Origin of the sequence: Acidovorax sp. GBBC 1281, assembly GCF_028473645.1 — a bacterium.
Taxonomy (GTDB): Bacteria; Pseudomonadota; Gammaproteobacteria; order Burkholderiales; family Burkholderiaceae_C; genus Paracidovorax.
The window spans coordinates 2998383-3013334 of the sequence record NZ_CP097269.1; the positions used below are offsets into that span (position 1 = coordinate 2998383).

A 14952-nucleotide genomic window follows, 5' to 3' on the forward strand; every position below is an offset into this window, starting at 1 on the left:
AAAAATATTGGTATCAATTCTTCTCATTCACCGAAAAACCCAGGACTGTTTTTTTGACCTTTTCCTGAATCTGCTGCCATTCGGGGAGCAACCCCCGCCGATAACTAACGGTGACCGATGTGCGCATCTCCGGTTCTAGATCAAAGAATTGCTTACATGGAGGTGACGGGATTTCCAAATTGCTACATTTGATAAATGTCTCTATTTTTCCAGCATCATTCCTTTTGATGAAAATATCCTCAGCATTGCGATGTTCTCGGGCTGGTTTTCCTTCCTTAGGGTCCACGCCAACGAGCGCATAAACCTCCAGTCCGTGCTCCTTTTCTTTTAATTTTTCATATGTATTCCACCAATATTTTGATACTGAATCAATAGATCCTTTTCCTATTCGGTCAGCACTTCCAGCGCCGTTATATATTTCACCAGAATTAAATCCAACATGAATCCATTGATTGGTCGCCAGTCTCCTTTTTTTATAGTCATCCCATAATTCAGGCGTACTCTTTCCCGCCATGTCGGGATAGCGCACGTCAAAGCCAAAACTCGTGATTCTGGATTCCTGCGTCCTGACAGGCTTCGGCCCTTTTCGCTTTTCCCCCCAACCTGGGTCGCCGTCATATTCCACGTACTCCGCAAAATACGGTGGAATCGCCACGGGCACCCCGCCCAGATTCGCGCGCACCGTGCGGTCGGTGTATTGCGCTGCCGCCATTTCCGGTGGCTGAAAGCCTGCGGCAAAGGCGTTGTTTCCGACTCTGGCCAACCGCCATGCCACATAGCCCATGTACAGAATCATCAACGCCAGCACGACGATGATCCATCGCCCCTTGCGCGGCACCTTGCTTTTCTTAAAAACCGAATCCATTACCAGAACTCCCTTTCACGTTGAAACACCGTTGAGAAATTATTCAAGATTCACATTCCTTCCGTTTCATCGAAACCCGATTTCAAAGCACTGGCGGTCAACCCGCAAGGCTTTGAAACCGGTTCCAGTTCACAAGGCGCTCGGATTTTCCGCGTTCGTCCGGGTGTTTTCGAGGTTTTTTGCATGAAATCCCTTTCATCCCGGCGTATCGATTGCCTACCTTGCTCTTTTTTCGATAGCAATTTCCTAGCATGAGGCGCCAGCGACGCCGATAGGGGGGGCCGGACCCACCGGGACACCGCGCAACCATGACGCGCTTCCAGTGGCTGGGATGTTCATGTGAACAATAAATTACGTTACTTTGAAGTCTACATCCTTTGCGTTGCATCGAAACCCATTTCAAAGCCCTGTCGGCCTGCCCACAAGGCTTTGAAACGGGTTCCCGTTTGTTTTTTGCATGAAATCCCCTTCATGCCGGCGTATTGATTGCCTGTTTTGCTCTTCTTTTGATAGCAATTTGATATGGACTGCGCCGCCTCGCCGGGCAAGCTCATCGCCTCGCGCAGATCGCGCACCCATCCGCTGCCGCCCATCTGGGGCAAGGCACCTGCCGCCGCCGTCACGGCCGGGTCGTCGGAAAACTCGCGGTAGAAATTATTGGAGGCCAGCAGCAGGCTGCCGGTGACCTCGGCCACGCCGCTCGCCCCGGTGGTGCCGTCGGTGCGGGTGAAGCTACCGCTCAAGGGCTGGGTATTGCCGTTGCCCAGGTTCACATTGCTGGCGGTGCCCGCCACGCCGATGCGGGCGATGCCCAGGTCGGCCAGGGTGTGCAGTTCGCCCGCCTGGGAGATTCCATCCTGGTTGGTGTCCTTCCAGATGCGCAGTTGCGAATACACCGCATCGTTGGCGTCGATCACCTTGTCGCCGTTGCCATCCTCTGCCGCCAGGGCCTCGTAGCCGTTGGCATGGTTCTGCGCCCGGCCATCGCTGCCCACGGGTTTCAAGGTCTGGTCGCCGAACAGTTCGCGCCCGGAGTCGATGACCCCGTTGCCGTTGCGATCCAGCACGACGATGCCGTCATCACCCTTGATCCAGCCGGTGGCGTTGCGCGTGCCGTCGCCGTAGTGGTCGAACAGGATGGGGCGGGCGGGGTCGATGCCGACGGCTTCGATGCCGTCTCCGTCCAGGTCCAGGACCAGGGGGTCGCGGGATGGAGCCCAGCTTTTTGCGGCGAGATAGTCCGTATTTGTGCCCAAAGATATAGCATTCAAAACACTATTTGCCGTATATCCATTTTGATTTGCAACGGCTTTGTTGCACAAATCGCGATGCTGATGCCCGTAGACTGACTGCGTGACAGAGACGAAGAACAGGCAGCGGAGCAAGTACCGCACGACGAACTGGAAGGCGTACAACGCGGCGCTGAAAGCGCGAGGCTCGTTGACGATGTGGCTAGTGTCCTGTCCCGTTAATTCGCAGGCACGATAGCTGCATGGTTTCGGGCCATCCTTGAGGTGCCGCCATGCCCAATGCAACGACCCGAACAGAAATTGCGCTTAGTGAAGTGGAGCGCGCGGAACTGACGTCCATGGCGCGATCACGTTCGCTGCCAGCGGCGTTGTCGCTCAGGGCGCGCATCGTGCTGACTTGCGAAGGCACAGATAAAGCCAGCACCGCGGTTGCGCAGGCTCTGGGGATCAGTCGTAGCACTGTCACCAAGTGGCGCGGGCGCTATGCGCGCCATCGCATTGCAGGGCTTTACGACGAGTTGCGCCCGGGTCGCCCCCGCACGGTAGATGACGAGCGTGTTGCTGAGTTGATTACCAAGACGTTGCACACCAAGCCTGCTGATGGGGGTACCCACTGGAGCACCCGCACGCTGGCCGCCGATACGGGCATCAGCAAGAGCACGGTGGCGCGCTATCTGCAGACCTTCAACCTCAAGCCGCACCGGGCCGACAGCTTCAAGCTGTCGACCGATCCGCTGTTCATCGAGAAGCTGCGCGACGTTGTGGGGCTGTACCTGAACCCACCTGACAACGCGCTGGTGCTGTGCGTGGACGAGAAGAGCCAATGCCAAGCTTTGGAGCGTACGCAGCCGATGCTGCCAATGGGGTTTGGCTATGTCGAAGGTGTCACGCACGACTACGTGCGCCACGGCACCACCACCTTGTTCGCGGCCCTGAACGTGATGAATGGCCAAGTGATCGCGCAGTGCCGGCCCCGGCATCGTCATCAAGAGTTCCTTGCCTTCCTGCGCGCCATCGACAAGGCAGTGCCCGACGAACTGGATGTGCACTGCATAGCTGATAACTACGCCAGCCACAAGCATCCAAAGGTGCGCGCTTGGTTGGCCGAGCGGCCTCGCTGGCACATGCACTTCGTTCCGACCTATTCAAGCTGGCTCAATCAGGTCGAGCGCTTCTTCTCGATCATCACCACGCGGGCAATCCGCCGTGGCTCGTTCACCAGCGTGAAGGATCTGATCAACAAGATCGACACATTCATCGCGAATTACAACCAGTCCTGCCAGCCGTTTACTTGGACAGCTACAGCAGACTCCATCCTCGAAAAACTCGCCAGACTATGCGGGCGAATTAACGGGACAGGACACTAGATGAGGGCATGCAGTGGTTTGGCACGCCGACCGGCAGGCGTGGACGCAGCCGAACCTTCTCGGACGCAGCAATCCAGTTCTGCCTGAGCATCAAGTGCCTGTTCGGCCAGCCCTTGCGACAGGCGCTGGGCATGGTGCAGAGCCTGCTGCGGCTGGCAAAGCTGGACTGGCCGGTACCTGACTTCAGCACTGTTTGCCGGCGCCAAAAGACCTTGCAGGTCGAACTGAGCTACCAGCGAACCAACTCGCCGCTGCAGTTGCTGGTGGACAGCACCGGCATCAAGTTCCTGGGCGAAGGAGAGTGGAAACGCAAGAAGCATGGTGCTGAATACCGGCGCGAATGGCGCAAGGTCCATCTGGGCATCGACGCGCAGACGCTGGAAATACGCGCCATCGAGGTGACCAGCAACGCCATTGGGGATGCGCCGATGTTGCCCGGGTTGCTGGCTCAGATTCCCACTGACGAATCCATCGAAAGCGTCAGTGCCGATGGCGCCTACGACACGCGCGCCTGCCTGGACGCCATTGCCGAGCGGCACGCGATGGCGGTGATCCCGCCCCGCAAGAACGCCAGCCATTGGAAGAAGTCGAGTCCGGGCTCGGCGCATCGTAATGAGGCCATTCGGGCGTGCCAGCGCCTGGGTCGCGGCATTTGGAAGAAGTGGAGCGGCTACCACCGGCGCAGCCTTGTGGAGACGAAGATGCACTGCTTCAAGCGACTGGGCGAACGGGTGATCGCGCGCACGTTCGACCGCCAGGTTGTGGAGCTGCATGTCCGCGTGGCCTTGCTCAATCGGTTCAGTCAGATCGGCCGTCCTCACACCGTGTCGGTGACTGCTGTGGCATAGGTCCGTCTGGGGTTGGGGTCATGCCGTCTGCAATTCGATTTGTGCAACAGCGCCTTCCGAGAGCGCTGGGTCCTGTGCCGAGTCCATCCCCGACCCGTAAGCGTAGGGACGCATGCTCTCCACGCTGGCGATGGCCTGCGAAGCCGCCTCGGTGCCAACCAGTTCGCCCAGCACGCCGTTCTGGCCACGCGAGTGCAACGCCTCCAGGTTCCATTGCACGGTGTCTGCCGCAGTGGCCGTCGCCTGTGCAATGGAGGCCTGCGTCAGCCGCGCTTCCTGCGCGGCGGCAGAGAGCGCGGGTGCGGCAGCGGTGCCGCCAGCAGGAAGCACCACCGTGCTGGCGAGCTCCGCCGCAAGGGTGGATTCGGCATAGCTTTCCTTCCAGGGTGTCACGCCCTGTGTGCCCTGGAAGCGCCACGAAACGGCGGGGGCGTTCTGGTTGTTGTTGCTGCTCATCGGGATTCCTTTCGTTGTCAATGGATCTGTAAAACCCACGCCCATCGCTTCACAGCCGCGGCTGTGCGATGGCTCGCAGGAGGTGTTTCGTGGTGCGGACACGCTGTCTGCCTGTGCCACGTTGGAAGATGGCAACCGATGGCAGTCCCGTGCGTCCGTTGTGCCGTCAGCGTTCCCTCAAGCTCTCGCTGCCCGCCCGCTGGATGGGGCTGAGCAGGTATTCGATGACCCGCCGCTGCCCGGTCTTGATTTCCGCGGTCAGGCTCATCCCCGGCGCCAGTCGGATGGGCTTGCCGTCGACGTCGATGTGGCTCTGGTTCAAGGTGATCAGCGCCGGGAAGATCGCGCCGCGCTTTTCATCGGTGACCGCGTCCTGCGTCACCTTGTCCACCGTGGCCTTCACGGTGCCGTAGCGCGTGAACGGGAAGGTCTCCAGCTTGATGGCCACCTCCTGCCCTGGCGCCACGAAGCCGATGTCCTTGTTTTCCAGGGTCACCTCGGCGCTCACGCCGGCGCTGTCGGGCACGATCACCATCAGCGCCTGGGCCTGGGTGACCACCCCGCCCTCGGTGTGGGCGGCCAGTTGCTGCACGGTGCCAGCCACGGGGGCCGTGAGCGTGGCGAGGTGCTCGCGCTGGGTGGCCTTGGCCAGTTCCTGGCCCGATTGCTGGCGCTTCAAGTCCGCCTGCGCCTGGCGATCGCTCAGGGCGCGGCGGGTTTCGGCCAGGTAGGCGCCACGGGCCTGCTCGGCCTCGCGCAGGGCGGCTTGGGCCTCTTGCAGCCGGGCCTGCTGGGTGGCCAGGTCCCGCTCCTGTTCGATGCGCTCGCGCGTGCGGTCCTGGTTGGCGTGGCCCGACACGAAACCCTGGCTGGCCAGGGCCTTGAAGTCCTGCTCGCGCTGGCGCGCGATGGGCACGGTGGCCTCCAGCTTGCCGATCATGGCGTGCACGGTGGCCATCTCCGCCTGGCGGCGCTGGCGTTCTGCGGCCAGCTTGGCCAAGCGCGCGGTGATGTCGCTCCACTCGGCAGCCAGGTAGGCATTGGCCTCTGCGGTTTCTTCCCGGCTCCATTCGGCGGGAAGGTCCTTTGCGGTCAAACGGGCCACCACCGCATTACCAGCAAGGTTCTTTTGCTCCTGATTCGATAGCATCTGCTGCAGTGCCCGGCTGCGCACCCATTCCGAATCTGCGGACCGCCGCGCTTCGTGGAAGCTGGCCTTGTCGGCCCGCGCGGCGGTGGGGTCCAGCTCCAGCAAGGGCTGGCCGGCCTGCACGTGGTCGCCGTCCTTGACCAGGATGCGGCGGATGACGCTGTTCTCCAGCGGCTGCACGAGCTTGGTGCGGTCGCTCACGATGACCCGCCCGGGCGCCACGGCCACGATGTCGATCTTGCCGAAGATGGCCCACAGCAACGCGATGGCGAAGAGCGCCATCAGCACGAAGGCGATGCGCCGGGGCGCCGGGTGGACCGGCGTTTCCTGCAAGCTCAACGCGGCAGGCAAAAAGGCCTGCTCGTCCGCCAGGCGCGAAGGGCCGGCCAGTTCGGTGCGGTGCGCCCAGGCGGCACGAAACACGGCGCGGTAGCGGCCCAGCAGTTCAATGCCAGGGTGGCGCTGCGTTTGGGGTTTGGCGACGGGGGCACTCGCGGGGGCATTCCCAGGGGTATCCGACGGCACGGCGGCGCTGGCGATCACGGTGTCCGTCATGCGATCGCTCCTTCGGCAGCGGGAGCGGCCTTGCTGCCGTCCTGCATGCGCCACAGGTGGGCATAGAGGCCCTGCTGCCGCTGGATCAGCGCATCGTGGGGCCCGGCCTCGACGATCCGCCCCTTGTCCATGACGATGATGCGATTCGCATGCCGCACGGCGCTCAGGCGGTGGGCGATGATGAGCACGGTGCGCCCTTGGCAGATGTGCGCCATGTTGCGCTGGATGATGGCCTCGCTCTCGTAGTCGAGCGCGCTGGTGGCTTCGTCCAGGATGAGGATGCGGGGATTGGTGAACAGGGCCCGCGCGATGGCGATGCGCTGGCGCTGGCCGCCCGACAGGCTGCCGCCCTGCTCTCCCACCAGGGTGTCGTAGCCTTCGGGCAACTCGCTGATGAAGTCGTGCGCGCCGGCCAGGCGGGCGGCGTGCACCACGGCTTCGATGGGCGCAGCGGGGTCGGCGATGGCGATGTTCTCGCGCACGCTGCGGTTGAACAGCAGGTTCTCCTGCAGCACCACGCCCACCTGGCGGCGCAGTTGGGCGGCATCGATGAGGCTGATGTCGATGCCATCGACCAGGATGCGGCCCTGCTCCGGCACGTACAGTCGCTGCACTAATTTTGTGAGGGTGCTCTTGCCCGAGCCCGAACGGCCCACGATGCCGATGACCTCCCCAGGCCGCACGTCCAGGCTCACACCGCCCAGCACGGGCGAGGCTTCGGGCCGGTAGCGAAAGTGCACGCCGTCCAGGGTGATGCGGCCCTGGATGGGGGGCAGCTGCGCGGCGCTGGAAGGCGGCACTTCGGTGCGGGTGTTGAGGATGTCGCCCAGGCGCGCCATGGAGATGCCGGTCTGCTGGAAGTCGGTCCACAGCTGGGCCATGCGCATGATGGGCTGGGCCACGCGCTGCGCGAACATGTTGAAGGCGACGAACTGGCCCACGGTGAGCTGGTTGTCCATGACGAGGTGGGCCCCGTACCAGAGGGTAGCGGCGTTCACCAATTTGCCGATCAGGTTGACGGCCTCGTGCGCCCAGGCGGCGACGTTCTGCGTCTTGAAGCTGGCGCTGACGTAGGCGGCCAGTTGATTGTCCCAGCGGCGGGCGAACGAAGGCTCCAGCGCGCTGGCCTTGACGGTCTGAATGCCGGTGACGGTTTCCACGAGCATGGCCTGGTTCTCCGCGCCGCGCGCGAACTTGTGGTCCAGCCGGCGACGCAGCACGGGCACGATGGCCAGGCTCAGGCCGAAATACAGCGGCAGGCTGACCAGCACGATCAACGTGAGCGGCACGCTGTAGAACAGCATCACGGCGATGAAGATGACAGAAAACAGCACGTCCAGCACCACGGTGAGAGCGTTGCCGGTCAGGAAGCTACGGATGTTCTCCAACTCCCGCACGCGGGCCACCGAATCGCCCACGCGGCGCGCCTGGAAGTAAGACAGCGGCAGCTGCATGAGGTGGCGGAACAGCCGCGCGCCCAGTTCCACGTCGATGCGATTGGTGGTGTGGCTGAAGACGTAGCCGCGCAGGCCGTTCAGCAGGCTCTCAAACACCACCACCACGACCAGGCCGATGACCAGAACATCCAGCGTGGTCACACCATGGTGGACGAGCACCTTGTCCATCACCACCTGGAAGAACAAGGGGCTGATCAGCGCGAAGAGCTGCAGCATGAAAGAAATCAGCAGCACCTCGCCCAGCAGCTTGCGGTGCTTGACGAGGCTGGGAATGAACCACGAGAAGTCGAACTTGGCCAGCTCGCCCGCCAGGCTGGCGCGGCTGGTGATCAGCAGCAACTCGCCGGTCCACTGCGCGGCGAAGTCTTCCAGGGATTCGATGGTGGGCCGGTTGCCGCCGGGGCCGGCGGAAGGGTCTTGCAGCAGCACACGCTGGCCGTTGCATTGCGCCAGGACGATGGCCCGCACCTCGCCGGCTGCGTTGCGCACCATGGCCAGGGCCGGCAAGGGGCTGAGGGCCAGCCGGTCGGGGGTGGTGACACTGATCTTGGCTTTCAGGCCGATGTGCTTGGCCGCGCGGACCAGATCCTGCAGCGTGGGTACCTCGCTGGGTTGCAAGCCCATTTGATGTGCGAGGGTGCCCGGATCGGCTGCCACATGGTGCATTCGGGCGACGAGGCAAAGGGCGGCGATGCCGCCATGTCCTCCCCTGTCGGTGATGGGATCCGCCGATCGGCGCTCCTCGGTTGATCCACCGGCCATTGCCGACACATTAATCGCCACCATCACACACTTTCCTGCCTATCGAAAGGCGAAGATGCTATACGACAAAATCTTGCAATGTTTATGTAGGACTAGCACCTATTCTCATATTTTCCAAAAATAGTCACGCAAACAACAAATTACGCAATCGCATTGACTTTCCATCAATTTCGTTGCACCGCATCCACTTTCAAAAGCTTTGTTGGGCACGTATATTGCGTTACCTCGGCATCGATTCCTCGCATAGAAAGACGCTCCATGACCTCTCGCCGCCTCTTCACCGGCCGCCTGTTCTGCACCTCCCTGGCCATCTCCGCCACCTTGGGATTGGCGCCCACGCTGGCCTTCTCGCAGGCCAAGCTGAAGGTGGCGGCGATCTACACGGTGCCCTATGAACAGCAATGGGTGAGCCGCATCCACAAGGCGCTCAAGGCGGCGGAAACGCGTGGCGAGATCGAATACAAGAGCAGCGAGAACGTGGCCAATGCCGATTACGAGCGCGTGATGCGCGAGTACGCCACCGGGGGCAACCAGCTGATCTTCGGCGAGGTGTTCGGTGTGGAGGCCGCCGCGCGCAAGGTGGCCAAGGACTTTCCCAAGACGGCCTTCGTGATGGGTTCCTCCGGCAAGCCGCAGGCGCCCAATTTCAGCGTGTTCGACAACTACATCCAGGAGCCCGCCTATCTGTCCGGCATGGTGGCAGGCGGCATGACCAAGACGAACAAGATCGGCATGGTGGGCGGCTTTCCGATTCCGGAGGTCAACCGCCTGATGCACGCCTTCATGGCCGGCGCGAAGGAGGTGAACCCGAAGGCCGAGTTCACCATCACCTTCATCAACAGCTGGTTCGACCCCCCGAAGGCCAAGGAGGCGACCTTCGCCATGATCGACAAGGGCGCCGACGTGCTGTATGCCGAGCGTTTCGGCGTGTCCGACGCCGCCAAGGAAAAGGGCAAGCTGGCGATCGGCAACGTGATCAACACGCAGGCCCAGTACCCGGAAACGGTGGTGGCCTCGGCGCTGTGGCACATGGAGCCCAGCGTGGACCGCGCGATCGCGTTGGTCAAGGAAGGCAAGTTCGCCGCCGAGGACTACGGCCCCTATTCGATGATGAAGCACAAAGGCTCCGAACTCGCGCCGCTGGGCACGTTCGAGAAGAAGGTGCCGGCCGAGGTCGTGGCCAAGGTGAAGGCCAGGGAGGCCGACATCCTGGCAGGCAAGTTCACCGTGAAGGTGGACGACAGCCAGCCCAAGTCCACGGCCAAGTGATGCGCGCGCGCTGCGCCGGGCGGAGCACGCCGCGTGGGTGAGCCCGCCGCCCGCCCGCCGTCCACCGAGGCCGCGCCGCCCGTGCTGCGCCTTCGCGGCATCACCAAGCGGTTCGGCCCGCTGGTGGCCAACGACGGCATCGACCTGACCCTCGCCCGGGGCGAGGTGCTGGCGCTGCTGGGCGAAAACGGCGCGGGCAAGTCCACGCTGATGTCGATCCTCTTCGGGCACTACCGGGCCGATGCGGGGCACATCGAGGTCTTCGGCCAGCCGCTGCCGCCGGGCCAGCCCCGCGCGTCGCTGGCGGCCGGCATCGGCATGGTGCACCAGCACTTCACACTGGCCGACAACCTGAGCGTGCTCGATAACGTGATGCTGGGCAGCGAGCCGCTGTGGCAGCCGTTCTCGCGCCGGGCCGCGGCCCGCGCGCGGCTGCTGGACGTCTCGGCCCGATTCGGCCTGCCGGTGGCGCCCGATGCCCGCGTGGGCAGCCTCTCGGTGGGCGAACGGCAGCGCGTGGAAATCCTGAAAGCGCTGTACCGCGGCGCCCGCATCCTGATCCTGGACGAGCCCACCGCGGTGCTCACGCCGCAAGAGAGCGAGGCGCTGTTCCACACCCTGGCCCAGATGGTGGCGCAGGGCCTGTCGATCGTGTTCATCAGCCACAAGCTGGGCGAGGTGCTGCGCGTGTCGCACCGCATCGCCGTGCTGCGGCAGGGCCGCCTCGTGGCCGAGGCACCCGCGCGGGGCACCACGCAGGGCCAGCTCGCGCAGTGGATGGTAGGCCACGCGGTGGAGGTGGCGGCGCGCAGCCCGGCCCGCGCGGTGGGTGCGCCGGTGTGCACCCTGGACGACGTGCGGACGCAGGCGTCGGCGCGGTCGGCGCACGACGCGCTGCAGGGCGTGAGCCTCACGCTGCATGCGGGCGAGATCGTGGCCATCGCAGGCGTATCGGGCAATGGCCAGGTGGCGCTGGCCGATGTGCTATGCGGCGTGCGTGCCCCCACGGGCGGCACCGCCACGCTGCTGGGCGCCCCGCTGGCCGCCCGGCCCACCCGGCTGGTGGCACAGGGCGTGGCCCGCATTCCCGAAGACCGCCATGCCGTGGGTGTGGTGGGCGATCTGCCGGTCTGGGAGAACGCGGTGTCCGAGCGCCTGTCCAGCCGCTGGTTCTCGCGCGGCGCGTTCGCCGGCTTCTGGATACGGCGCGGCGTGGCGCGCCAGCATGCCCGGCGCGTGGCCGAGACGTTCGACGTGCGCGGCGGCGGGCTGGACGCGCCGGCGCGGTCGCTGTCAGGCGGCAACATGCAAAAACTCATCCTGGGCCGGGCCCTGCTGCCGCCGGGTGACGGAACGCAGCCGGCCCCCCGCCTGATCGTGGCGCACCAGCCCACCTGGGGCCTGGACATCGGCGCGGTCACGTTCGTGCAGCGGCAGTTGGTGGCGGCGCGCGATGCCGGCGCGGCCGTGCTGCTGATCTCCGACGACCTGGACGAGGTGCTGGCGCTGGGCGACCGCGTGGCGGTGATGCACGCCGGGTACCTGAGCGAAGCCCGCCCCGCCGAGGGCTGGACGCGCGAGGCCATCGGCCTGGCCATGGCCGGGGCAGACCCCGGAGGGGCCCGCGGCACCGCCGACGCCGCACCGGCCACCGTGGCGCCCGCCCCTGAAAGCGACACCCCATGAGACTGGAAAAACGCGAGCGCACTTCGGCGCTGGCCTATGTGGCGGCCCCGGTCGGCGCGGTGGCCTTCACCCTGCTGGTGAGCGCCCTGCTGGTGCTATGGGCCGGCGCCCCCGTGGGGCGCACCTACGCGCTGCTGGCGCAGGGCGCGTTAGGCTCGGTGTTCGCGCTGACCGAGACCTTGACGCGCGCCACGCCGCTCATCCTGACGGGGCTGTCCGCGGCCGTGGCGTTCCGCGCGCGGCTCTTCAACATCGGCGCGGAGGGCCAGTTGTATGCCGGCGCGATCGCGGCGGTGGCGGTGGGCGGCATGCACGGCGGCACCGGCCTGCAGTGGCCGGTGCCGGTGCTGTTCCCGCTCATGATGCTGGCCGCCGCGCTGGCCGGGGCCGCCCTGCTGCTGGGGCCGGCGCTGATGAAGGCGCGGCTCGGGGTCGACGAGGTGGTGACCACGCTGCTGCTGAACTTCGTGATGCTGCTGCTGGTGTCCGCCCTGCTCGACGGTCCCATGAAAGACCCCCTCGCCCTCGGCTGGCCGCAAAGCGTGGCGCTGCAAGGCGAGCTGGAACTGTCGCGCCTGGTGCCGCAGACGCGGCTGCACACCGGCCTGCTGTGGGCCGTGGGGCTGGCCGTGCTGCTGTGGGCGCTGCTCACGCGCACGGTGCCGGGTTTCGAAATCCGCGCGGCGGGGGCCAATGCCCGCGCGGCGGCGTTCGCCGGCGTGCCCATCACGCGCACGGTGGTGCTGGTGGCCCTGCTCTCGGGCGGCCTGGCAGGGCTGGCAGGCGCCATCGAGGTGGCGGGCCGCACCAGCTACGTGACGCTCGACATGTCGCCAGGCTATGGCTACAGCGGCATCGTGATCGCCATGCTGGCGGGCCTTCACCCGCTGGGCGTGGTGGCCGCGGGCGTCTTCGTGGCGGGGGTGCTGGTGGGGGCGGACAGCATGAGCCGCGCGGTGGGCGTTCCCACCTACATCGCCGACGTGATCGTGGCGGCCTCGCTGATCGCGGTGCTGGTGGCGGGGCTGCTCGCGCAGTACCGGGTGCGCTGGAAGTGATGCGGGAGCATGCCATGACCGATTTCAAGCCGAATCGCCCCCATGCCCTAGTCATAATTGCCCCCGATGCTATTAAAACAATAGCAAATACCCAAAAGGCGCCGCCCGCATGACCGAGCTGATGGACATCCTGGCCAACCCGGCGTTCTGGATCGCCACGCTGCGGGTGGCCACGCCGCTCATCCTGGGCACGCTGGGCGTGCTGCTGTGCGAGCGCGCAGGCGTTTTGAACCTGGGCATCGAGGGGATCATGGTGGCAGGCGCCTTCACGGGCTGGCTCACTGTGTATGCCGGCCATGGCCTTTGGACCGGCGTGCTGGTGGCCGCGCTGACCGGGGCGGCCTTCGGGCTGCTGCACGCCTGGCTGACCGTGGGGCTCGCGCTGTCGCAGCACGTGTCGGGGCTGGGCATCACGCTGCTGGCCACCTCGCTCAGCTACTACGGCTACCGCGTGGGCTTTCCGAAGGTGACCACGCCCCCCACGATCGAGCCGTTCGCGCCCATGGCCTGGCTGGGCATTCCCATCCTGTCGGCCCAGACGCCGCTCACGCTGCTGGCCCTGCTGCTGGTGCCGCTGCTGGCCTGGGTGCTGCTGCGCACCCCGCTCGGGCTGGCGGTGCGCATGGTGGGCGAGAACCACCAGGCGGCCGAGGGCCAGGGCATTCCGGTGGCGGCCACGCGCACCGCTTCGGTGGTGGCGGGCTCGGCCCTGATGGGCGTGGCGGGCGCGTTTCTCACGCTGTCGGCGTTCAATGCGTTCTTCTTCAACATGGTCAACGGGCGCGGCTGGATCTGCGTGGCGCTGGTGGTGTTCGCCTCGTGGCGGCCCGGCAAGGCGCTGCTGGGCGCGCTGCTGTTCGCCTTTTTCGATGCGCTGCAGCTGCGGCTGCAACAGGCGGGCGATGCGTGGCTGCCGTACCAGGTCTACCTGATGCTGCCCTACCTGCTGTCGATCCTGGCGCTGGTGCTGGTGGCCCGCAAGGCGGCGTATCCGCAGGCGCTGATGAAGCCCTACCGCAAGGGCGAGCGCTAGCGAACCTCGGGCGGCCGGGCCTCGGCCCCCTCTTGTCTCCCATAACATCGGCGCATGCCGACACCCCAGCCCCCGGACACCTTCGTCCCCATCGCCCCGGAGTCCCTGGCCACGCCGCGGCTGCGCCTTCGGCCATGGACTGCCGCCGACCGCGCGCCCTTCGCCGCGATGAATGCCGACCCGGCGGTGATGGAGCACTTTTCCGCGCCGCTGGCCCGCGACACCAGCGATGCCATGGCCGACCGGATCCAGGCGCTGATCGCGCAGCGCGGCTGGGGTTTCTGGGCCGCGGATTGCCTGTTGAGCGACGGTGGCCCGCGCTTCATGGGCTTCGTCGGCCTGCACACGCCCTCGGCCGAACTGCCCTTCGCGCCGTGCGTGGAGATCGGCTGGCGGCTCGCCCGGCCCTTCTGGGGCCAGGGCCTGGCCAGCGAGGCGGCGCGCCTGGCGCTGCGGGCAGGCTTCGAAGACTTGGGCCTGGCGGAGATCGTGTCGTTCACCACCCTGGGCAACCAGCGCTCGCGCGCGGTGATGCAGCGCCTGGGCATGCGCGAAAGCCCCGCCGAAGCGTTCGACCACCCGGCCGTGCCGGTGGGCCACCCGGTGCGGCCGCATTGCCTGTACCGGCTCGCCCGCACCGACTGGCTGGCCGGCGTGCATCGCGGCTGAAGGGCTCCGGCCTCCCATGGAACGCCCCCTGCTGCCCGCCTGCCCCACCGCGGTGTGGCTGCCGCCCACGGTGCTGGAACGCTGGCAGCACCAGGGCACCGAAGCCGGCGTGACCTGCGTGCTGCCCGACGGGTGCCGCGACCTCATCGTGCAGATCGACGCACACGATACCGTGCACTGGATGGTGTCGCATTTGCCGCAGCAGGCCTACGGCGTGCCCGCCAGCGCCGGCGAGGACTGGCTGGGCTTTCGACTGCATCCCGGCGTGGGGGTGGACGCCGATGCGCTGCTGCAGACGGTGCAGGCCATCGACCTGGCCAGCGATCCGTCCGAGACCACCGCCCGCGTGCATGCGGCGCTGGCCGACTTCACGCGGTGCGACGCGCGCGTGCAGGAGGCACTGGCCGCCCTGGGGCAGGCCCCGACCGTGGGGGCCGCCGCGCGGGCGCTGGGCGTGTCGGAGCGCACGCTGGAGCGGCTGATGCGCACCGCGACCGGCGAGCCCCCACGCTACTGACGCGCGCTCG

12 protein-coding genes and 2 pseudogenes are annotated in these 14952 nt (G+C 65.7%); 9 read left to right on the forward strand and 5 right to left on the reverse strand.

Going from position 1 to position 14952, the window contains the following annotated elements; genetic code table 11:
* Positions 1 to 13: 13 nt before the first annotated feature.
* The gene (locus M5C96_RS13960) at positions 14 to 865 is read right to left on the reverse strand and encodes a hypothetical protein (protein WP_272563775.1); all 852 of its coding nucleotides are present in this window, start codon (positions 863 to 865) and stop codon (positions 14 to 16) included.
* Between the two features lie 368 nt (positions 866 to 1233).
* A complete protein-coding gene (locus tag M5C96_RS13965) occupies positions 1234 to 2250 on the reverse strand; it encodes a hypothetical protein (RefSeq protein WP_272563776.1) in 1017 nt (338 codons plus the stop codon).
* On the opposite strand from M5C96_RS13965, the pseudogene M5C96_RS13970 reads away from it, so the two are divergent.
* From M5C96_RS13970 to M5C96_RS13980, 3 genes and pseudogenes are all read left to right on the forward strand, one after another.
* A pseudogene (locus tag M5C96_RS13970) lies at positions 2219 to 2320 on the forward strand (IS5/IS1182 family transposase); the annotation flags it as partial. The gene M5C96_RS13965 and the pseudogene M5C96_RS13970 sit on opposite strands and share 32 nt — an antisense overlap.
* 67 nt (positions 2321 to 2387) lie before the next feature.
* Positions 2388 to 3482, forward strand: coding sequence for an IS630 family transposase (locus tag M5C96_RS13975; RefSeq protein ID WP_272563777.1), 1095 nt, complete (start codon positions 2388 to 2390; stop codon positions 3480 to 3482).
* Positions 3479 to 4330 (forward strand): annotated as a pseudogene (locus M5C96_RS13980) (IS5 family transposase); the annotation flags it as partial. The gene M5C96_RS13975 and the pseudogene M5C96_RS13980, both read left to right, overlap by 4 nt.
* 18 nt (positions 4331 to 4348) lie before the next feature.
* On the opposite strand, the gene M5C96_RS13985 reads toward M5C96_RS13980, so the two are convergent.
* From M5C96_RS13985 to M5C96_RS13995, 3 genes are all read right to left on the reverse strand, one after another.
* Entirely contained in the window at positions 4349 to 4786 is a 438-nt protein-coding gene (locus tag M5C96_RS13985) for a hypothetical protein (protein ID WP_272563778.1), read from the reverse strand.
* 166 nt (positions 4787 to 4952) lie between these two features.
* The gene (locus M5C96_RS13990) at positions 4953 to 6491 is read right to left on the reverse strand and encodes an HlyD family type I secretion periplasmic adaptor subunit (RefSeq protein ID WP_272563779.1); all 1539 of its coding nucleotides are present in this window, start codon (positions 6489 to 6491) and stop codon (positions 4953 to 4955) included.
* Positions 6488 to 8614 (reverse strand): type I secretion system permease/ATPase, encoded by a 2127-nt coding sequence (locus M5C96_RS13995; protein WP_272563780.1) that lies wholly within the window; start codon positions 8612 to 8614, stop codon positions 6488 to 6490. The genes M5C96_RS13990 and M5C96_RS13995 overlap by 4 nt, the downstream gene beginning before the upstream one ends.
* A 354-nt stretch (positions 8615 to 8968) precedes the next feature.
* On the opposite strand from M5C96_RS13995, the gene M5C96_RS14000 reads away from it, so the two are divergent.
* From M5C96_RS14000 to M5C96_RS14025, 6 genes are all read left to right on the forward strand, one after another.
* On the forward strand, positions 8969 to 9979 hold the full coding sequence (locus M5C96_RS14000; protein WP_272563781.1) for a BMP family protein: 1011 nt from the start codon (positions 8969 to 8971) through the stop codon (positions 9977 to 9979).
* A 33-nt stretch (positions 9980 to 10012) separates the two neighbouring features.
* Positions 10013 to 11665 carry an ABC transporter ATP-binding protein gene (locus tag M5C96_RS14005; protein WP_272563782.1) on the forward strand — a complete coding sequence of 551 codons (1653 nt, stop codon included), beginning with the start codon at positions 10013 to 10015 and terminating at the stop codon, positions 11663 to 11665.
* Positions 11662 to 12723, forward strand: a complete 1062-nt coding sequence (locus tag M5C96_RS14010) for an ABC transporter permease (protein WP_272563783.1) — start codon at positions 11662 to 11664, stop codon at positions 12721 to 12723. The genes M5C96_RS14005 and M5C96_RS14010 overlap by 4 nt, the downstream gene beginning before the upstream one ends.
* Before the next feature lie 109 nt (positions 12724 to 12832).
* Positions 12833 to 13756, forward strand: coding sequence for an ABC transporter permease (locus tag M5C96_RS14015; RefSeq protein ID WP_272563784.1), 924 nt, complete (start codon positions 12833 to 12835; stop codon positions 13754 to 13756).
* Positions 13757 to 13810: 54 nt separating this feature from the next.
* Positions 13811 to 14425, forward strand: coding sequence for a GNAT family N-acetyltransferase (locus M5C96_RS14020; RefSeq protein ID WP_272563785.1), 615 nt, complete (start codon positions 13811 to 13813; stop codon positions 14423 to 14425).
* A gap of 16 nt (positions 14426 to 14441) precedes the next feature.
* Positions 14442 to 14942, forward strand: coding sequence for a hypothetical protein (locus M5C96_RS14025; protein WP_272563786.1), 501 nt, complete (start codon positions 14442 to 14444; stop codon positions 14940 to 14942).
* Positions 14943 to 14952 lie beyond the last annotated feature (10 nt).